General features: G+C 67.1%; 14 protein-coding genes. 11 read left to right on the plus strand and 3 right to left on the minus strand.

Annotated features, from left to right (window positions below; genetic code table 11):
- Positions 1-8: 8 nt before the first annotated feature.
- The 8 genes from ACVOJ1_RS06605 (at position 9) to ACVOJ1_RS06640 (ending at position 8840) form a co-directional block, all read left to right on the plus strand.
- Positions 9-599: a hypothetical protein gene (locus ACVOJ1_RS06605; RefSeq protein ID WP_262218310.1), complete on the plus strand. Its 591-nt coding sequence runs from the start codon at positions 9-11 to the stop codon at positions 597-599.
- A gap of 91 nt (positions 600-690) precedes the next feature.
- Positions 691-1299: a hypothetical protein gene (locus tag ACVOJ1_RS06610; protein ID WP_220083897.1), complete on the plus strand. Its 609-nt coding sequence runs from the start codon at positions 691-693 to the stop codon at positions 1297-1299.
- A 126-nt stretch (positions 1300-1425) separates the two neighbouring features.
- On the plus strand, positions 1426-2043 hold the full coding sequence (locus tag ACVOJ1_RS06615; protein WP_346480175.1) for a decarboxylase: 618 nt from the start codon (positions 1426-1428) through the stop codon (positions 2041-2043).
- Positions 2044-2165: 122 nt separating this feature from the next.
- Positions 2166-4940, plus strand: coding sequence for a type VI secretion system Vgr family protein (locus tag ACVOJ1_RS06620; protein WP_346480176.1), 2775 nt, complete (start codon positions 2166-2168; stop codon positions 4938-4940).
- 2 nt (positions 4941-4942) lie between these two features.
- Positions 4943-5806: a DUF4123 domain-containing protein gene (locus tag ACVOJ1_RS06625; protein WP_065182771.1), complete on the plus strand. Its 864-nt coding sequence runs from the start codon at positions 4943-4945 to the stop codon at positions 5804-5806.
- Positions 5807-5822: 16 nt separating this feature from the next.
- Positions 5823-6323: a DUF3304 domain-containing protein gene (locus ACVOJ1_RS06630; RefSeq protein WP_111185948.1), complete on the plus strand. Its 501-nt coding sequence runs from the start codon at positions 5823-5825 to the stop codon at positions 6321-6323.
- Positions 6310-8007: a T6SS phospholipase effector Tle1-like catalytic domain-containing protein gene (locus tag ACVOJ1_RS06635; RefSeq protein ID WP_111185947.1), complete on the plus strand. Its 1698-nt coding sequence runs from the start codon at positions 6310-6312 to the stop codon at positions 8005-8007. The genes ACVOJ1_RS06630 and ACVOJ1_RS06635 overlap by 14 nt, the downstream gene beginning before the upstream one ends.
- A gap of 56 nt (positions 8008-8063) precedes the next feature.
- Positions 8064-8840, plus strand: coding sequence for a CDP-diacylglycerol diphosphatase (locus ACVOJ1_RS06640; RefSeq protein ID WP_258391151.1), 777 nt, complete (start codon positions 8064-8066; stop codon positions 8838-8840).
- Here the strand turns inward: ACVOJ1_RS06640 and ACVOJ1_RS06645 are convergent.
- Positions 8837-9388 carry a GNAT family N-acetyltransferase gene (locus tag ACVOJ1_RS06645; protein WP_309250431.1) on the minus strand — a complete coding sequence of 184 codons (552 nt, stop codon included), beginning with the start codon at positions 9386-9388 and terminating at the stop codon, positions 8837-8839. The genes ACVOJ1_RS06640 and ACVOJ1_RS06645 overlap by 4 nt on opposite strands.
- A 262-nt stretch (positions 9389-9650) precedes the next feature.
- On the opposite strand from ACVOJ1_RS06645, the gene ACVOJ1_RS06650 reads away from it, so the two are divergent.
- Complete coding sequence (locus ACVOJ1_RS06650) at positions 9651-12377, plus strand: TonB-dependent receptor plug domain-containing protein (protein WP_346480177.1); 2727 nt, start codon at positions 9651-9653, stop codon at positions 12375-12377.
- A 108-nt stretch (positions 12378-12485) separates the two neighbouring features.
- Here the strand turns inward: ACVOJ1_RS06650 and ACVOJ1_RS06655 are convergent, their stop codons facing one another.
- Positions 12486-13127: a hypothetical protein gene (locus tag ACVOJ1_RS06655; protein ID WP_111185944.1), complete on the minus strand. Its 642-nt coding sequence runs from the start codon at positions 13125-13127 to the stop codon at positions 12486-12488.
- A 109-nt stretch (positions 13128-13236) separates the two neighbouring features.
- Positions 13237-14118 (minus strand): LysR substrate-binding domain-containing protein, encoded by an 882-nt coding sequence (locus ACVOJ1_RS06660; RefSeq protein WP_065182775.1) that lies wholly within the window; start codon positions 14116-14118, stop codon positions 13237-13239.
- A gap of 92 nt (positions 14119-14210) precedes the next feature.
- Between ACVOJ1_RS06660 and ACVOJ1_RS06665 the strand changes: the two genes are divergently transcribed.
- Both ACVOJ1_RS06665 and ACVOJ1_RS06670 read left to right on the plus strand, forming a co-directional pair.
- Entirely contained in the window at positions 14211-14915 is a 705-nt protein-coding gene (locus ACVOJ1_RS06665; RefSeq protein WP_197571162.1) for an ankyrin repeat domain-containing protein, read from the plus strand.
- A 51-nt stretch (positions 14916-14966) separates the two neighbouring features.
- Positions 14967-16433: an amidohydrolase family protein gene (locus ACVOJ1_RS06670; RefSeq protein ID WP_346480178.1), complete on the plus strand. Its 1467-nt coding sequence runs from the start codon at positions 14967-14969 to the stop codon at positions 16431-16433.
- Positions 16434-16963: the final 530 nt, after the last annotated feature.

A 16963-nucleotide genomic window follows, 5' to 3' on the forward strand; every position in this document is an offset into this window, starting at 1 on the left:
GCAGGTCAGTGAATCGCCAGCGCCCCGCTGCGCTGCGTCAGCTGCTCCTGGCCAGCCTTGTGCTGCCGCTGGTGGCATGCCGGCAAACCACCTCACAGGATGTCGAGCAGGCAGACACCGCCGGCCGTGCGCAGGCCTCCATCGAGGCAAAGGCAGACGCCCATGCCGCGCAGGCGGAGCCGCCGTTGCCGGGTGATCCGGACAGCTCTGAAACGCTCTTCGACGGAGTGCTGGATTGCCAGCCGAAGGGCTGGTACCTCAGCACTGAATCAGGCCAGCCCGCGAATCCTTACCTGGCCCTGCACGCGCCCGAACCCTGCGAACGCGATGAGGAGTTCGGGATCGCGCACTTCTGCGTCAAGGCCGATTTCCATGGCCTGCCGGTCTACAGGGTCGTTGCCCATCTGGGAACCGCACCCACGCCCATCGGCATCATGATCGATCTGCCACTGGAACAGGCGCGTGCGCGACTCCGCATGGCGCTGGGGTCTGAGTTTCCCGATGACGCGCGCAGCCGGCGCGGCGAAAGGCCGATGCTGGGTCCCCAGGTCGGCAACGCGCAGAAGTCGCAGTTGATGTGTGCGCCCGATTGGGCCTGATCAAGATGGGCAGGCGATGGCCCGAACAAGCCAAAGGTTGAGGCTACGTCGGTGGTTCGCGCGCTTCTTGTCGAAGGCCTGGAACGGAGAAATGGTGAAGATCAACACCCGTGTCTGGCGTGGACTGCAGCCTGTGCTGCTGCTCGGCCTTCTTCTTTCGGTCGCCGCTTGCACCGGGAAGCCGAATTCATCGCAGAATCCAGCTGCAGGTGTGCCGGCAACGGGGGCGGCCACTAAGACGAAGGAAGTGCCTGCATCTACAGCGCGAAGCGCACGATATGCCGGCGTCAGGATGCTCTCACCTCATTCCGGCTGCGCGTACGAATACAGCCCGGTGGACTTCTGTGATGCGCAGCATCGCGCGCAGATCGACCAGGCCATCCTTACCCAGGTGCCGAACTTCAACCGGCATTACATCCTGGCCCAGCTGGACGAGCGCAAGGAGTACTTCCAGCGCTCCATCGTGCTGATCGACAGCCGCGACGGCACCGTGTATCCGTTGCCTATCGATGCGTTCTCGGGCCCATTGGTGGGCAAGGAGGGCGCGCGCACCTATGGCACGGTGGAGACATCCGCTGAGAGCGACACGTTCTGCGTGAACGGCGCACTGCTCGTCTACCGGGCATTCGAAGAGGGCCGCTTCTGCTTCGGATTCGATGGTGTCAGATTCACCGGCCACACCACGCAGTACATGCAGTAGCGGCCGCCTTCACCCGCGAGCGCCGGGCCCGGCTGAACGAGCCTGGCCTCCCGACGTGGCGGGCGTCGCACCTTCATGGCATCCTCACGAAACTGATTGGCCACCGGCCATCGACGGATGAACGACATGCAGAAGTGGATCGGACGCACCGCCGGCGGGCTTGCGGTGGCGCTGTGCCTGGCGGCGCCGCTGGCACAGGCCGCCGAACCGGCCATTGGTGGCTGGCGCAACCTGGACTCCCGCGATGGTGCCGAGCCCGCCTTGCGCGACATCCCGTTCGCACTGCTGCCGACGCCGGTCGCACGCGATGCGCGCTTCTCGGTGTATGACCGCGAGAGCAAGCGGCTGGTGTGCTGCCTGCAGGTGGCCAGTGCCGAGCTGGATGACACCGCACTGCGCAAGGTCTATCAATTGCCAGAGCAGTGGGTGACCGACCTGCGCAACGGCCGCAGCACGGCCCGCCCCTGGCCGACGCGGGTCTACGAAATGCGTCGTACCGATGAGCTTGTCGACTACGGTTTCAGCGACGCGCCCGAAGCCTACAGCGATCTGGGCGGCTTGCTGCTTCCGGCCGACGCACGCCTGCTGCCCGATGGCAGCGTGCAGGCAGGGGCGACCTACCGTCTGCAGTTCCGCAGCACGCCGCTGGGCGATGACAGCAGCGCGCTGGACCGCTTCACCCTGCAACCGGCTCAAGACACAGGCAAGCCGGTGATCGTCGAAGTGTCCTACGGAACCTATTGATCCGGAACGTTAATCCGGCGTGACGGCGGTCGCGTGCGCCGCCGTTTTCCATCTGCTACCGTCGCCCTACAGGGGAAGGACCTGCCCGCCGCGTCGCGGAGGGCAGCAACGGTAGGAACGCCATGGAAGCGATTCGCAACCTCATGGTGCAGGCAGCGGGTCTTGATGCCGGCAGCCGCCTGTATCGGTTGGATCTCCCCGGCATGCCGGCGGTCGTTGTCGACCGGTGGCACGGGCGTGATGCCCTGTCGCAGGGGCGGCATCTTCAGATCGATGTACTCGCGCTGGACGCATCGCTGCCACTGGCTGACTGGCCGGGGCGGCTCGCATGCCTGCATGTGCACCTGGCCGATGGCCAGGATTGGCCGCGTCACGGCGTGATCGCCGATGCGCAGTGCGTGGGTGCTGACGGTGGACTGGTGCGCTATCGCATCACGCTGCGTGACTGGACCTGGTGGCTCGACCAGGCCCGCTGCAGCCGCGTGTTCCAGGAACAGAGCGTGCGCGAGATCGTGGACGCGGTGTTCCAGATGCACCCGCAACATGCGCATTGGCGCTGGAGCGATGAGGTCGACGGGATGCTGGCCGCATCCCGTCCGCGCAGCTATTGCGTGCAGTACCGCGAGACCGACCTGACCTTCGTGCAGCGTTTGCTGGCCGAAGAAGGGCTGGGCTGGTGCGTGCAGGATACCGGGGAGGCGACGGCGGGCCACGGCGTGCTGCTGTTCGCCGATTCGACCCTCCTGCCGGAAGCCGCTGCGTCGCAGTCGGCGGGAGGGATCCGCTTCCATCGCGCCGATGGCACCGAGCAGAGTGATGGCGTGCAGCAGCTTGGCCTGCAACGGCGGCTGCAGAGCACGCACGTGCAACTGCACAGCAGCGACTACCGCAGTGCGCGCTCGCTGGCCGGCCAGTTGCCGGTGCAGGGCAGCGGGCAGGCGCGGCGCGAGGACTATGACCCGGTTGGCGCGCATGCCTTTGCCGACGCGGCCGAGCTGCAGCACCACGCTCGTCTGGTCGCCGAGGCACTGGAAGCGCAGGCACTGCAATGGCACGGCCGTGGCAGTGTGCGCAGCGCTGATGCCGGCCAGGTCTGGTCATTGCGCGGAACGCCGGGGTCGGTGCCGACCGAACTGTTGCTGGTGGACGTCGAGCACGCCGGGGTCAACAACCTGCCGGTGGATCTGCGCCAGGCGCTGGCAACGATGGACGATGCCGCCGCCACCGCGGACACGCTGCAGGTGGCTGCCCAGACGCAGGGCTACGCACAGACATTCGTCGCTCTGCCCCGCGACCGGCGTTGGCGTCCGACGCTATGGGACGGCACGGGCGCGCGACGCAATCCGCGGCCGCTGGCGCCCGGTTACCAGACAGCGGTCGTGGTGGCTGCGCAGGGCGCCGATGGCGCCGAGCTGCACGCCGATGCACTGGGACGGATCCGCGTGCGGTTCCACTTCCAGCAGGAAGAGGGCAGCACGGACAGCGCGTGGCTGCGCGTCGCGCAGCGCTATGCGGGGCCGGGCGTGGGCAGCCAGTTCCTGCCCCGTATCGGCCAGGAAGTCCTGGTGGGCTTCCTCGAGGGCGACATCGACCGGCCGCTGGTGCTGGGCGCGCTGTACAACGGGCGCGGCGAAGGCGGCGTCGCGCCGACCCCGCCGGGCGCCAGCGCGGAGGCTGATACGTCCATGTACGCACAGGCGAGGGATGGCACCGGCAGTGCGCAGGCCAACCTCGGGGGCGGCCAGGCGCCTGCGTGGCACGCGGCGGCGACCGGAGAGCAGGCACACCGCAACGCCGGTGCGCTGTGGGGCGTGCAATCACGGGAGTGGCAGGGGGCCGGCTGGAACCGTCTGCTGTTCGACGACAGCGACCAGCAGCTGCGGGCCCAGCTGGCCAGCAGCCAGCAGGCTTCGGCATTGACGCTGGGGCATCTGCGCCATCAGGCGGACAACCATAGAGGCAGCTTCCGCGGCAGTGGATTCGAGTTGCGCAGCGACGCCTGGGGCAGCGTGCGCGGGCAAGGCGGGCTCTGGTTGAGTGCCTATGCCCGCCGCAGCGTCGAACCGGCAGGTACGGCGGCACAGCCTGCTGCGCTGTTGCAGCAGCTTGCCACGCTGGCCCACAGCCATGCTGCGGCGGCGGGTACGCATCTGACAGTGCGGCCGGCCGCGCATGTCGGCGTGCAATCGCCGCAGCGCTCGCGGTTGGACGGTTCGCAGTCACCGCTGCCGGTGCTGCTGGCCAGCGTGCGCAGCACGGTGCCCGGTAGCGCGTTGCAGGATGCGGCCGGCTCGGCGCCGGAACGCAGCGGTGATGCCGGCGAGGGCCGCGTTCCGCATACCGGCGATGCCCTGCTGGGCCTGGCTGCACCTGATGGTGCGCTGATGGTGGCCGGACAGGGGCTGCATTGGGCGCCGGGCGAGACTCTGGCACTGGGCAGCGGCCAGCACGGTGAGGCCGTGGTGATGGGGCAGGCGCGCTGGCATGGACGGCAGGCCATCGGCGTACTGGCCGCGACACTGGAGGGGGCTGATCCGGGCGAGCCGGCGCTGACCCTGGCCAGTGGCGAACAGGTGCTGGACGTCAAGGCGCAACAGGACGAGGTGCGCGTGCAGTCGCGGCAGTCGCTGCGGGGCACGAGCGCACAGGGTGCCGTGGAGGTGGCTGCGGGCCGGACGGTGCAGGTGGCCACCGCAGGCGGGGCCAGCATCACCCTCAGCGGCGGCAACATCGTGTTCAACGCACCCGGGAGGATCGCCGTGCACGCGGGACGCAAGTCGTTCCTGCCCGGCGATCGCGGCCGTTACCCGTTGCCGGTCTTCCCGCAGTCGGTCTGCAAGGAATGCCTGCTGCTGGCCGCACAGCGTGCAGCCCCGCTGACACCGAAGGGAGGCTGAGCGTGGCCAACGACTGGCAGTTCCCACCGTTCTCGCCACCGCCGTTGGAGGAGGGCACCCAGCGTTACGTTCTGCTTGATGGCGCGCAGTGCGAGCAGCCCCTGCAACTGCTGCGCGCGCTGCCCTGGGCGCCGCTGCCCCTGTTTGACGGCCTGCTGGCCGATGGCACGGATGACGCCAGCGTGTTCCTCGCGCGCCTGCCGCGTGGCCTGGAGCTTGACGGTTTCCTGCAGCGTGCGGCGTCGTACGCGCGTTCTCCGGGCCTGCTCAGCCTGATCGACACGGCATTGCCTGCGGAAGAGCTGCAGCAGCGGCTGCAGAGACGGCTGGACGCCAGCTACCCGAACGGCAAGCTGTTCCTGGCCCGCTTCTTCGACGCGCGGGTGCTGCCATGGTGGGTGCAGGTGCTGGACGCGGCGCAGTGCCGGGCCTTCCTGGCGCTGGGAGAGCGCTGGTGGTACCTGCGCCACGATCTGAAATGGGCGCACCTGGAATTGCAGGACAGCGTGCAGGATCCGCACGATCCTCCCTGGGTGCTGGAGGCGGCGCAGCGGCGCGCCCTGATCGATGCCAGCTACCCCTACACGCTGATCGATCACTTCCAGCTCTCCGATCCGGAGCTGCTGGCGCGGCTTCCCCGTGCGCGCTGGTATACCTTCTTCCGACGGGTGGTGGCCACGGCCGCGGACGTCGGCATCGAGGACAGCCGACGGCTGGTGATGGTGTCGACCTGGGCGCTGCTGGCCGGTGTCGATCTTGGCGAGGATCCCGCATGGCGGCTTCGCCTGCAGGACTTCGCGGCGGGGCGGCGCAGCGCTGCCGATATCGGTGACGAAGTGTGGCCGCTTGAAGAAAGCTGGGACTGAACGGAGCGCGATCGGAATGATGGGCAACAAGTACCTGTGGTGGAGCGCGCTGGCGGTGATCGCGCTGCTGGTGGTGGGCGTCGGCTGCAGCCGGGCGATGGCGCGCGGCAAGACGCCGATCATGTCGTTGTTCGCGTTCAACTACAGCCCGTATTACCTCGACGATGTAAGGGTGGATGGGCAGTTTCTGGGCGGAATCGGTGGATACACCAACGGTGGCTCCGGCATGGCCCCGCGTGCGCCCCGAGGCAAGGGGCCGCACAGCGTGCGCGTGCGCTGGATCGAGGCCAACCGATACGATCTGGCCACCAACCGCTATCTGGATGAAGGGCACCGCGTGCCGCGTGAAGCCGTGGTACCGCTGAAGACGCCCTATCCGCCCAACCCGGCCACCTTGCTGCTGCACTTCTATGCGGACGGCCATGTCGAGGCCGAGCTGCTGGACAAGGGCGTGAACAAGTGGGACGTACGGCGCATGCCAGTGCCGAAGGAGCACAAGGACCATGACCAGTATTGATCCGACCGCGATTCCCGGGCAGGTGGATCTTGAACCGGGCACCCCGGATCCGGTCGCCCAGGCCGAGGGCACGGCACGCACTGCGCGACTGGCCCGCGGCACACGTCCGCTGAGCGATGCCGAGCGCCGCCGTCGCCAGGAGGCGATGTGTGGCACCGTGCCCGACAAGGAAGCGGCCACTACGGGATGCACGCAGAGCCTGCACCTGGCCGTATTCTTCGATGGCACCGGCAACAATCGCGATGAGGAGCTGAACAAGGCCCAGAATGAGCGCGCATTGTCGAACATCGCCCGCTTGTTCATCGCGCACAAGGACGACACACGGAACATAAAACGGCAGTACCTGTCCGGCGTAGGAACACCGTGCCCGGAGGTCGGTGATAAGGGGGGGCTGCTGGGGCTGTCCATCGGCAAGGGCGGGCGCGAGCGCATCGACTTCGCGCTGCAGGCGCTGGACGAGCTGATAGACAGCCAGCCCGAGCCGATGCGCATCCTGGTGGTCAGCGTGTCGGTACTGGGCTTTTCGCGCGGAGCGGCTTCGGCACGCGCGTTCGCCCGCGATCTGGCCGCGCGTTGCCGACGCCAGGCCGATGGCACCTGGCTGTACCGCGAGCGTATTCCGCTGCGGATCGGATTCATGGGCGTGTTCGATACGGTGTGCTCGGTGTGGCCCAGCCTGACGGCGGCGGCAGTGAACTACCGCAATGGGCATACCGGATGGGCTGAAGGCATGACCATACCGGAGATCGTGGAGCAGTCGGTGCACATGACCGCCGCCCATGAGCTGCGCGGCCAGTTCCCCCTGGATTCCACCCGCGAGCATGCCGAATACCCCGCCAACACGGTGGAAATATGGTTCCCGGGTGTGCACTCGGACGTGGGCGGTGGCTACGATCCCCAGCACCAGGGGCGCCGGAACAGCATCGCGCGCTTTGCCCTGAACGAGATGTATGACATGGCGCAGGCCAGGGGGGTGCTGCTCAACCCGATCAGTCGCCTGGAACAGCACGTCAAGGCTGAGTTCGACAAGCAGGATCCGGAACTGCAGTCGGTGTTCAACGCCTATCTGCAGGCGGTGCGGGTCAAGCGTGGACGCATGGAGGACGTGCAGGCGTCGCATATGGAGCTGCTGTATCGCTGGCTGCGCGTGCGCGTGGCACGTGGTGACCAGTTGCCGTCGATGCAGCGGCTTGCTGCACGCGAAGAGGCCCTGCGGGAACAGGTGCGCACGCTGCGCCGACGGCAGTCGCAGCTGCCATCGCCCTGGGACAACGACAACCTGCATCTGGCCGACCAGGGCAATGCGGAGAAGACCGCCGAATGGAACCGGGTGTCAGACGAGCTGAAGGCGCGCAACGATGAGCTCTCTGCGGTACGCAAGCAGCGCCGGGGGCTGGAGAAGGAGAACGACACGCTGCTGGACAAGATCGTCAGCCTGCGACGGCGCCGGGAGCGCGGCAGAACGCTGACCATGGCCGAGCGGGTCACTCTGGAATCCTGGGACAATACGACCCTGCTGCCGCCGGAGGTGGAGACCTTCTTCGATGGGTACGGTCATGACTCGGTGGCGCACTGGTTCATCGGCAACCTGAGCCAATGGCGGGTGCTGTACTTCGGCGCGACCAAGTACACGCCCGGCAAGGTCGAGGAGACGGCGGATACGCGAGAGGCCGTGCCCGGCTGAGGGGGCAGGGTACACTGGCCGGCGCAGCCCTTGCCGTGCCGTCGATTGTGAGACCCGTGACCCGCCTGATCCTGTTGTTGTCCTGTTCGCTGCTGGCGGCCTGCGCCAGCGCGCCTGCGCCTGCTCCGGTCCCGTCGGATGCGCTGTGGAGGCTGATCGAGCGCGATTGCCGCGGTGCCGATGTGCCGCGTGGCGCCTGCCTGCAACGGGACGCGACCGCGGCCCGCCGCGATGTGCTCATCAAGGATGCCCATGGCGACTACCAGTTCCTGCTGATGCCACTGGACAAGGTCAGTGGCATCGAGAGCGCTGCCCTGTACCAGCGCGGTGCGCCGAACTACTTCGCGGCCGCCTGGCAGGCCCGCGGGCATACCGAACAGGCACTGGGCCGCCCCTTGCCGCGCAATGTCGCAAGCCTTGCACTGAACTCGCCGCACGGCCGTTCCCAGCATCAGCTTCACATCCACATCGACTGCCTGCGCGCCGATGTGCTGCAGGCGCTGGACACGCACGCCGCGGCGGTCGGAATGCAGTGGGCGGCGTTGCCCGTGCCGCTGCGTGGCCATCGTTACGTTGCGCGCATGCTGCCGGGAGCAGAACTGCGTGCGAATCCATTGAACCTGCTCGCCTATGACCTGAGCGGGCTGCCCGATGTCGGCCAATGGAGCCTGGTGGTGGCAGGCCGCGAGAATGTGCTGGGAGGCCCCGGCTTCATTCTGCTGGCGACCCGCCTGGATCCCGCGACCGGCAATGAGGCCAGCGGTGAGGAGCTGCAGGACCATGCGTGCTCGGTACTGACCGGGGCGGATGCCGCGCTGGAGCGGGTCCGCTAGTCCGGGCGGACCTGTTGTCGCCAGCGCGGCGCGGTCAAGGCCAGCAGTTGCCGGTCCTGCCAGCCATCGATATCCAGATGGTGATCGCGCAGCAGGCCTTCATGCTCGAACCCCACCGAGCGCAGTGCATCGACGAAAGGCGTGCTGCTGGCCACCGGAAGCAGGGTGAACACGCGATGCAGTCCGACCTGGTCGAACAGGAAGGGGCACAGCGCCTGCAACGCCTGCGCGGGATGCTCGTGGCTGTGCTGCATTGAACGCAGCTCGGCGCAACGGGCGTGGGCGGAGTGCAGCTGGATCTGCAGTTGATCATGCAGCATGCCGTGCCGGTCATCGAACACGCCCAGCAGCAGCTGGTCGTTGTCCTGCTGCAGGCGCGAACGGTGGACGCCTGCCAGGAAGCGCGCTTCCTCGTCGACGCCTGACGGGCGGAAGATGCCGCGGCTCCTTCGATCGTCGAAGGCGCGCCAGCGTGGCAGATCGGCGCGGTTGAACAGGCGCAGGGTGATCGGGGCCGCCTGCAGCTGCACAAGGTGTTGGCGCAGCACGGGGCGGAGCGGCGGAATCGGAGGGCCGAAGGAACAGGTCGTCATGGCTTGACGATGCCCGTACATGCGCCGCCACACCATCAAGAATGTTGTAAAACGCACGTTGTCAGCGCGCGGTGTCACTTATCAGGTTCCGGCATAAGCCCATCAGGCCTGGTCATTTCCGCTGAAACTGTCCGTTCGGGACACTTTCGTTACGGGATCGTTATGCGTGCACAGGCCGCCGCGTCCCGTCCAATCGTCCAACTCCCCCAGGAAGCCCATGTCCGCCTCTCCCCAGGCGCTGCGCCATCGTCCGCTGGTGCTCGCGCTGTCGTCCCTGATGCTGGCCTCGTTGCCCGCCTTCGCGCAGGAAAGCGCACCTACATCGCTGCAGGAAGTGAAGGTCACCGGTTCGCGCATTCCGCGCGCCAGCGTTGAAGGGCCGTCGCCGGTGACCGTGATCAGCCGGGAGCAGATCGACGCACAGGGCTACCGCAATGCATTCGACGCCCTGAGTGCGCTGACCGAGAACACCGGCAACGTGCAGGGCGAGGATTACGGCAATACCTTCACCCCGGCCGCCAACACCATCAATCTGCGCGGGTTGGGGCCGAACCGCACGCTGGTGCTGGTCAACGGTCGTCGCCAGTCCGACTATCCGCTGGCCTACGAAGGCTCGGTCAACGTGGTGAACCTGGCCAACATTCCCAGCGCCCTCATCGAGCGTATCGAAGTGCTCGCCGGCGGCGCTTCGGCCGTGTACGGTTCCGACGCCATCGCCGGCGTGGTCAACATCATTCTCAAGGAGCGCTACGACGGCGTGGACATCAACGTACGTGCCGGCGGTACCGAGCAGGGCGGGGGAGACAACCAGCGCGTGCAGGTGGTGGGAGGTGGTGCCGGTGAGCGATGGGAAGGCGTGTTCGGCTTCGAGCTGGGAATCCGCAAGGCCATCCACGCACGCCAGCGCGATTTCATGGACTCGCTGGACGATGATCCGCGTGGCACGGTCCCGCAGGCCACGGCCATCGCCTATCGGCGCAATGCAGCCACCGGCAGGAACATCGACCCGGGCAGTGACGGCTGCGATGCCGCTTCCGGGATCTACGGCGGGAGCGTGTTCCGCGCCACCAATCCGCGCCTGGGCAGTTACTGCGGCAGCAACGAGGCCGCCGCCAGCTACTGGACCGTGCAGACTGAAAAGCGCAACCTCGATGGCTATGGCCTGCTGACCTTCCACCTGGACGAACGGACCGATCTGTTCGCCGACCTGGCCGTGGGCAGCGCCACCATCTACAACAACACCCGTGCCCCGACGTGGACGTCCGCACGCAATTACTTCTACAACCAGAACAGTGGTGAACTGGAGAGCTGGTATCGCCGGTTCGCACCGGAAGAAGTGGGCGGCCTGCCGCGCAACGCCAATCGCTTCCTGGAAAAATCGTGGTCGTTCAACGTCGGTGTACGCGGCCAGCTGGGTGACAGCGACTGGGACTACGAGGCCGTCTACAGCCGCTCGCGCTACGAGAACCGGACGCGGCGGCCGGTGCTGCTGGCGGGAATCAACGAATACCTGCTCGGCCCCACACTGGGCGTGCGCGACGGGGTGGAGGTCTACGCGCCGGATCCGGCACGGCTTTACCAGCCGCTGACGCCGGACGAGTACGGGCAGTTGTCCGGTTACCAGGAGAGCCGCAATGCGGCGTGGCTGCAGACCTTCAGCGCCAGCGTCAACGGCCGCCTGTTCGAACTGCCCGGGGGAGACGCGGCGCTGGCGGCCGTGGTCGAGGCCGGCAGCCAGGGGTATCGCAACCGACCGGACCCGCGGCTGGGAACCGGAGAGTTCTGGAACACGAGTGCCGGCGTTGGCGCAGGAGGAGAGCGTGATCGCTATGCGGTGGGCGCCGAACTGCAGCTGCCGTTGCTGCCGCGCCTGACCGCCACGCTGGCGGGCCGCTACGATCAGTACCGGGCCGCAGGCGAACACATCGGCAAGGCGACGTGGAGCTTCGGCGTGGAGTTCCGCCCGCTGGACAGCCTGTTGATCCGTGGCACGGCCGCCACCAGTTTCCGTGCGCCGGACATGAACTACGTGTTCGCCACTGAAACCCGCGGCTACAACCCGGGCATGACCGATTACTGGCGGTGCCGTACCGCCGGTCAGCCGTATGACGACTGCGACTTCAACGGGCTGTCCATCGACTTCAGCAACCGCGCCAATCCGCAGCTGCAACCGGAAACCGCCAAGTCGTACGGCTTCGGTGTGGTCTGGTCGCCGCTGGCAAGCCTGGATTTCAGTGCGGACTACTACGACATCCGCATCGACAACGAGGTGACCAATCTCGACAGCAGCCGCATCCTGCGCGACGAAGCCGATTGCCGCCTCGGCCGTACCCTGGGCGGCGAAGTGCGCGATATCGGTTCGCCGCTGTGCCAGGACGCGCTGGCCCGCGTGATCCGTAATCCTTCCACGGCGGCGGTGCAGCCGGACCAGGTCACCCGGGTGCTGATCAATCCGATCAACGCGGCATCCGAGTCCGTGCGCGGCATCGATCTGAAGGGCAACTGGCGTTTCGATGCCGGGCGGGCGGGGCGCTTCACCACGCGCCTGGCCTACACCGTCGTGCTTGAGCATGAGTACCGGCAGTTCGCCGATGACGAGGTGCGTGACATCCGCAATTCCCTCGACGACTGGCAGTGGCGCAGCAAGGTCAACGGCAGCGTGACCTGGAGCCGCGGTGACTGGACCGCGACGGTGTACGGCAACCGCTATGGCTCGCTGCCGAAGAGCGACGGCAGTGGCCGCATCGGACCGTACATGACGTACAACGCGAGCGTGTTCCGCACCTTAGGAGACAACCTGTCGCTGGGTGTCATCGTCAACAACCTGCGCAACAGCCGGCCGCCGGCGGACCGCAACGGGGGGGGCTGGCCGTTCTATCCGGTCGGCAACTACGACCCCTATGGCCGCCAGTTCTGGGTGGAGATGGATTACCGCTTCAACTGAGCAGCGCAGGTGGGGCGCCTCTTCGACTCGCGTCTGCGGCGAGCGGAGAGGCGTCGCTTGGTGCCTTCACTACGCGCGGACAGTCGTCACAGCCATCCGCAATCACGCTTACGGCAACGCCTGCACCAGATAGGATTCGATGACGTAGCTGAAAGGTTGCTGCTGGCGGTCGCGCAGCAAGGCGCGTACTTCCAGGATGATGCCGTGGTCGCCCTCGCCACGGGGGGGCCAGAAGGTCTGGTCGGCTTCGGTCTCGCGCTGGAAGCCCAGCGGGCCGACCACGCGGCCGAAAGGCTCGTCGGTGCTGTCCAGCACCTGGTTCATCGCCGCACTGAGATGGCCGGGCAGGTACCAGTTGTCGGCCTCGGACAGCACGCGGTTCCCGCACACCAGCTGCACGCGGCGGTAGCGCAGCGCGGCGCTGGAGTCGGCGCCCAGTGCCTGCAGCACCTCGGCCGGGGCCTGCTTGTCATCGCCATGGATGCGCACCGCGCGGACGCGGGCCTGCTGGGCCAGGCCGTGTTCGGCACACCAGCTTTCCAGCGTGGCTGTGGCGCTCTGCCCGGACAGCACCCGCTGATGCAGCCGTTCGACCAGCGCCGCCGGGGCGATCCGCTGCTGGCCAGGCGGTGCCTGCGGCGGCGGAGCGCCGACGGCATCGCTGGCGGACAGGCTGGCGATCGGCGCGGCGGCAAGCAGTGAAGCGGCCTGCCAGCGGCGGATACGATCGTGGCGGTCGGACGGGCCCATGCGGCATCACAGCGGAAACAGGTGTCTATGGTACCCGTTCAGCGCTGTGTACGGCGCACCCGCCGCGCCCCTGCTCCCGGCGGTTCCCGGCGGTATTCATCGAACGGGCTCATACCGGCTCGCGCTGCACCTGCTGCCACAGCTCGCTGGCCAGCGCACGCACGGCATCATCGGCGTCGCCACGGTGCAGCAGCCCGATCTCGTAGTTGTCGATCACCGGCAGGTTCCGTTCGCCGTCGATGATGCGGTGTCCGCGGCCCACTGCCCGGCGCGGCAGCAGGCTGATGCCGATGCCATCGGCAACCGCGCCCTGGATGCCGCTGAGCGATGAACTGGTGAAGGCGATGCGCCAGCGCAGGCCGAGTGCTTCGACCGCCTGGATCATTTCGTCCCGGTACAGCCCGCGTGGCGGGAAGGTCACCAGCGGCACAGGCTCCTGCAGCAGGCAGCCACTGCGCAGGCTGTCGATCCAGTGCATGGGTTCACGCCGGCAATGCACGGCCTGGCGGCTGTTGCGGCGCTGCTTGACCAGGACCAGATCCAGTTCGCCATGATCGAAGCCATGGGCCAGATCGCGGCTGAGGCCGCTGCTGATCTCCAGCTTCACCTGCGGATGGCGGCGGCTGAAAGCGGCCAGCATGCGCGTGGTCTGCGCGTTGACGAAGTCCTCGGGCACACCGATGCGGACCGCTGTTTCGACCGTGGCGCCCGCCAACGCCTGTGCCATTTCCTCGTTCAGGTCGAGCATGCGCCGGGCATAGCCCAGCAGCGTGTGGCCGGCGTCGGTGGGCTGCACATCGCGATGGCCACGCTCGAGCAGGCGATGACCGGCCAGGTCTTCCAGACGACGCACCTTCTGGCTGACCGTGGACTGGGTCGAGTGCAGGCGGGTGGCCGCAGTGGTGAAGCTGCCGCAGTCGGCCACCATCACCAGGGCCCGCAGCAGGTCCAGTTCGAACAGTGACCTATTCGATTTTGAACTTTCTTGCATTTGAACATTTCATTTCTGGATACCCGTGGCGACTTCTACCATGCGGCCAAGGTACCGGCAACGTCCGGCCGACTGATTCCGGAGGGTTCATCATGCACCTGCAACACCGCTGTCTGCGCTGGGCTGCGCCTTCACGGCGCGCGCTTCTGCTGTGCCTGCTGGCCGTGGCATTTCCGGCCTGTGCCGCAGACCCGTCCGGCCAGGCCGACGTGCGGTTGCGGGAGGCCGCCAGCCGCGGCGATGCCGGAGCGGTGCGCCAGGCACTGGCCGATGGCGCGGCGTTGGAAGCGCGCGACGCACAGGGCCGCACCGCGCTGCTGCTGGCGACCCATGGCAACCGCGTGGACGCGGCGCGCGTGCTGATCGAGGCGGGGGCCGATGTCAACGCCAAGGACAGGCTGCAGGACAGTGCTTATCTGTACGCCGGTGCGCGCGGACTGGACGGGATCCTGGCCTTGACCCTGAGCCATGGTGCCGACTTGCGCAGCACCAACCGTTATGGCGGCACCGCCCTGATTCCTGCCGCCGAGCGTGGCCACGTCACCACGGTGCGCATGCTGCTGCGTGCGGGCGTGGCAGTGGACCACGTCAATCGACTGCAGTGGACGGCGCTGCTGGAGGCGATCCTGCTCGGCGACGGAGGGCCGCGCCACACGCAGATCGTGCAGCTGCTGCTCGAAGCGGGCGCCGATCCTGAGCTGGCCGACGGCGAGGGCGTGACGCCGCTGGCTCACGCGCGCCAGCGCGGCCAGGCCGCGATCGAAACCCTGCTGCGCCAGCATGGCGCGACACGCTGATATCTGCTCCTTCCATTCCGCACGCTGGCCGTGCCTACCAGGATGTTGTCCATGTTCTGTTTCCGCCCGTTGTCCCTTGCTGTGCTGTTCGCCTGCGCACCGCTGTCCGCTGCTGCGGCCGAACGTGCCGATCTGCTGATCCGCAATGCCACCGTGGTCGATGTGGAGCACGCCCGCACCCTGCCGGGGCAGAGCGTGGTGATCCGCGGCGAGACGATTGTTGCGGTCGGCCCTGACGCAGGGCTGGAGGGCCAGTGGCGCGCGGACCGGCAGCTGGATGCGCAGGGGAAGTACCTGATTCCGGGACTGTGGGACATGCATGTGCACTTCGGTGGAGGCCCTGCGCTGATCGAAGAGAACAAGGCACTGCTGCCGCTGTACGTCGCCCATGGCATCACCACCGTGCGCGACTGTTCGGGTGATCTGCCGCAGCAGGTGCTGCAGTGGCGTGGCGAGATCGCCGCCGGCACACTGTTCGGTCCACGCCTGCTCAGCTCCGGCGCCAAGATCGAAGGCATCAAGCCGGTCTGGAAGGGGACGATCGAAGTCGGCAGCCGCGCCGATGCCGATCAGGCGATCACGCGCCTGCAGCGCGACAAGGTCGACTTCGTCAAGATCACGGACAGTACGCTGACACCGGAACTTTTCCTGTACTCGGCCGCCGCCGCGCGCAAGGCAGGATTCAGGGCATCGGGCCATATCCCAATGGCACTGACCGTGGAGCAGGCGGTCGATGCTGGCCTGGCGTCGATCGAACACCTGGACTATGCGTTCAAGGCGGGCAGCAGGGATGAGGCGCGGATTGCAGCCGATTTCGGCGCCGGGCGTATCGATCGTGCGGAAGCCAACCGGCAGCTGGATGCCAGTTTCGGCCGTGACACCGCGATGCGCGCGTATCGTGATTTCGCCCGTCGAGGCGTGTTCGTGACGCCCACACTCAACGGCGGACGCATTCTCGACTTCCTCGACCAGGACGATCATGCCCACGATCCCTATCTGGCCTACATCGGCCCAGGCCTGCGTGCCACTTACCAGTGGCGCGTGGAGCGCGCGGCCAAGGCCACGCCGGCACAGATCCAGGCGCGGCATGCGCAGTACCGGCAGGTGGCCGCGGTGCTGCCGATGCTTCAGGAAGCGGGTGTGACGATCATTGCCGGCACCGACGCCGGCTTCCTCAATTCGTTCAACTATCCCGGGATCGGACTGCACCAGGAACTGCAGCTGTTCGTGCAGGAAGGGCTGACACCGCCCCAGGCCCTGTCAGCGGCCACGCGGTCTGGCCCGGCCTGGTTCGGGCAGATGGACCGCTACGGGAGCGTGGCCGACGGCAAGGCGGCGGACCTGGTACTGCTCACCGCCAATCCGCTGCAGGACATCGCCGCGACCGGGAAGATCGACAGCGTGATCCTGCGCGGCCACGTGCATGATCGTGCAGCGCTGGACAAGATGCTGGCCGACACCCGCGCGCGCGTGGCCGCGTGGAACGATGAAGCAGACAAGGCCCGATCAGTGGACTGAACGCAGTCATCGTCGTAGTGATGAGGGGAACGGGGGAGTCGCCACGCGTTGCTGCGGGCACTCCCGACCGTTCCTTCGTTCGTTTTGCGCTGCGCAAAACGAGCCTGAAGCGTCAATTGGGATCGCATTTTTTCCCCCTGAAAACGGGTGTTCCAGCGTAATGACGTGCCAACTGCGTCACAGAGCTTTTAACGACCTGCGCGATGAAGGCCGCATGCACGCGATCTGCATGGAACGTTCACTTCAACGCGGTGTATACCCTCCCGCACCGGACGGGGAGCAATGGCCGACGTCCGACGGCCCTGACCGCGTCGCTGAACGCGCGTCGGCGATTCCAGACAAGAGGATTGTCGTTCATGCATCTGCATCTCGCGCCCACGCTGTAGCGCTGCATCGCACCACGACCGGGCGCGTCGCATCGCTGCATCCGGTCGCCTGAAGAATCCGAAGCACGTATCCGACAGCAGGCGATTTGCCCGTTGGCGGTGGCTTCGCGCGAAAACATATCCATTCCGTGCCGCCGTGCCAGC

Source organism: Stenotrophomonas sp. STEN225 (genome assembly GCF_056756445.1).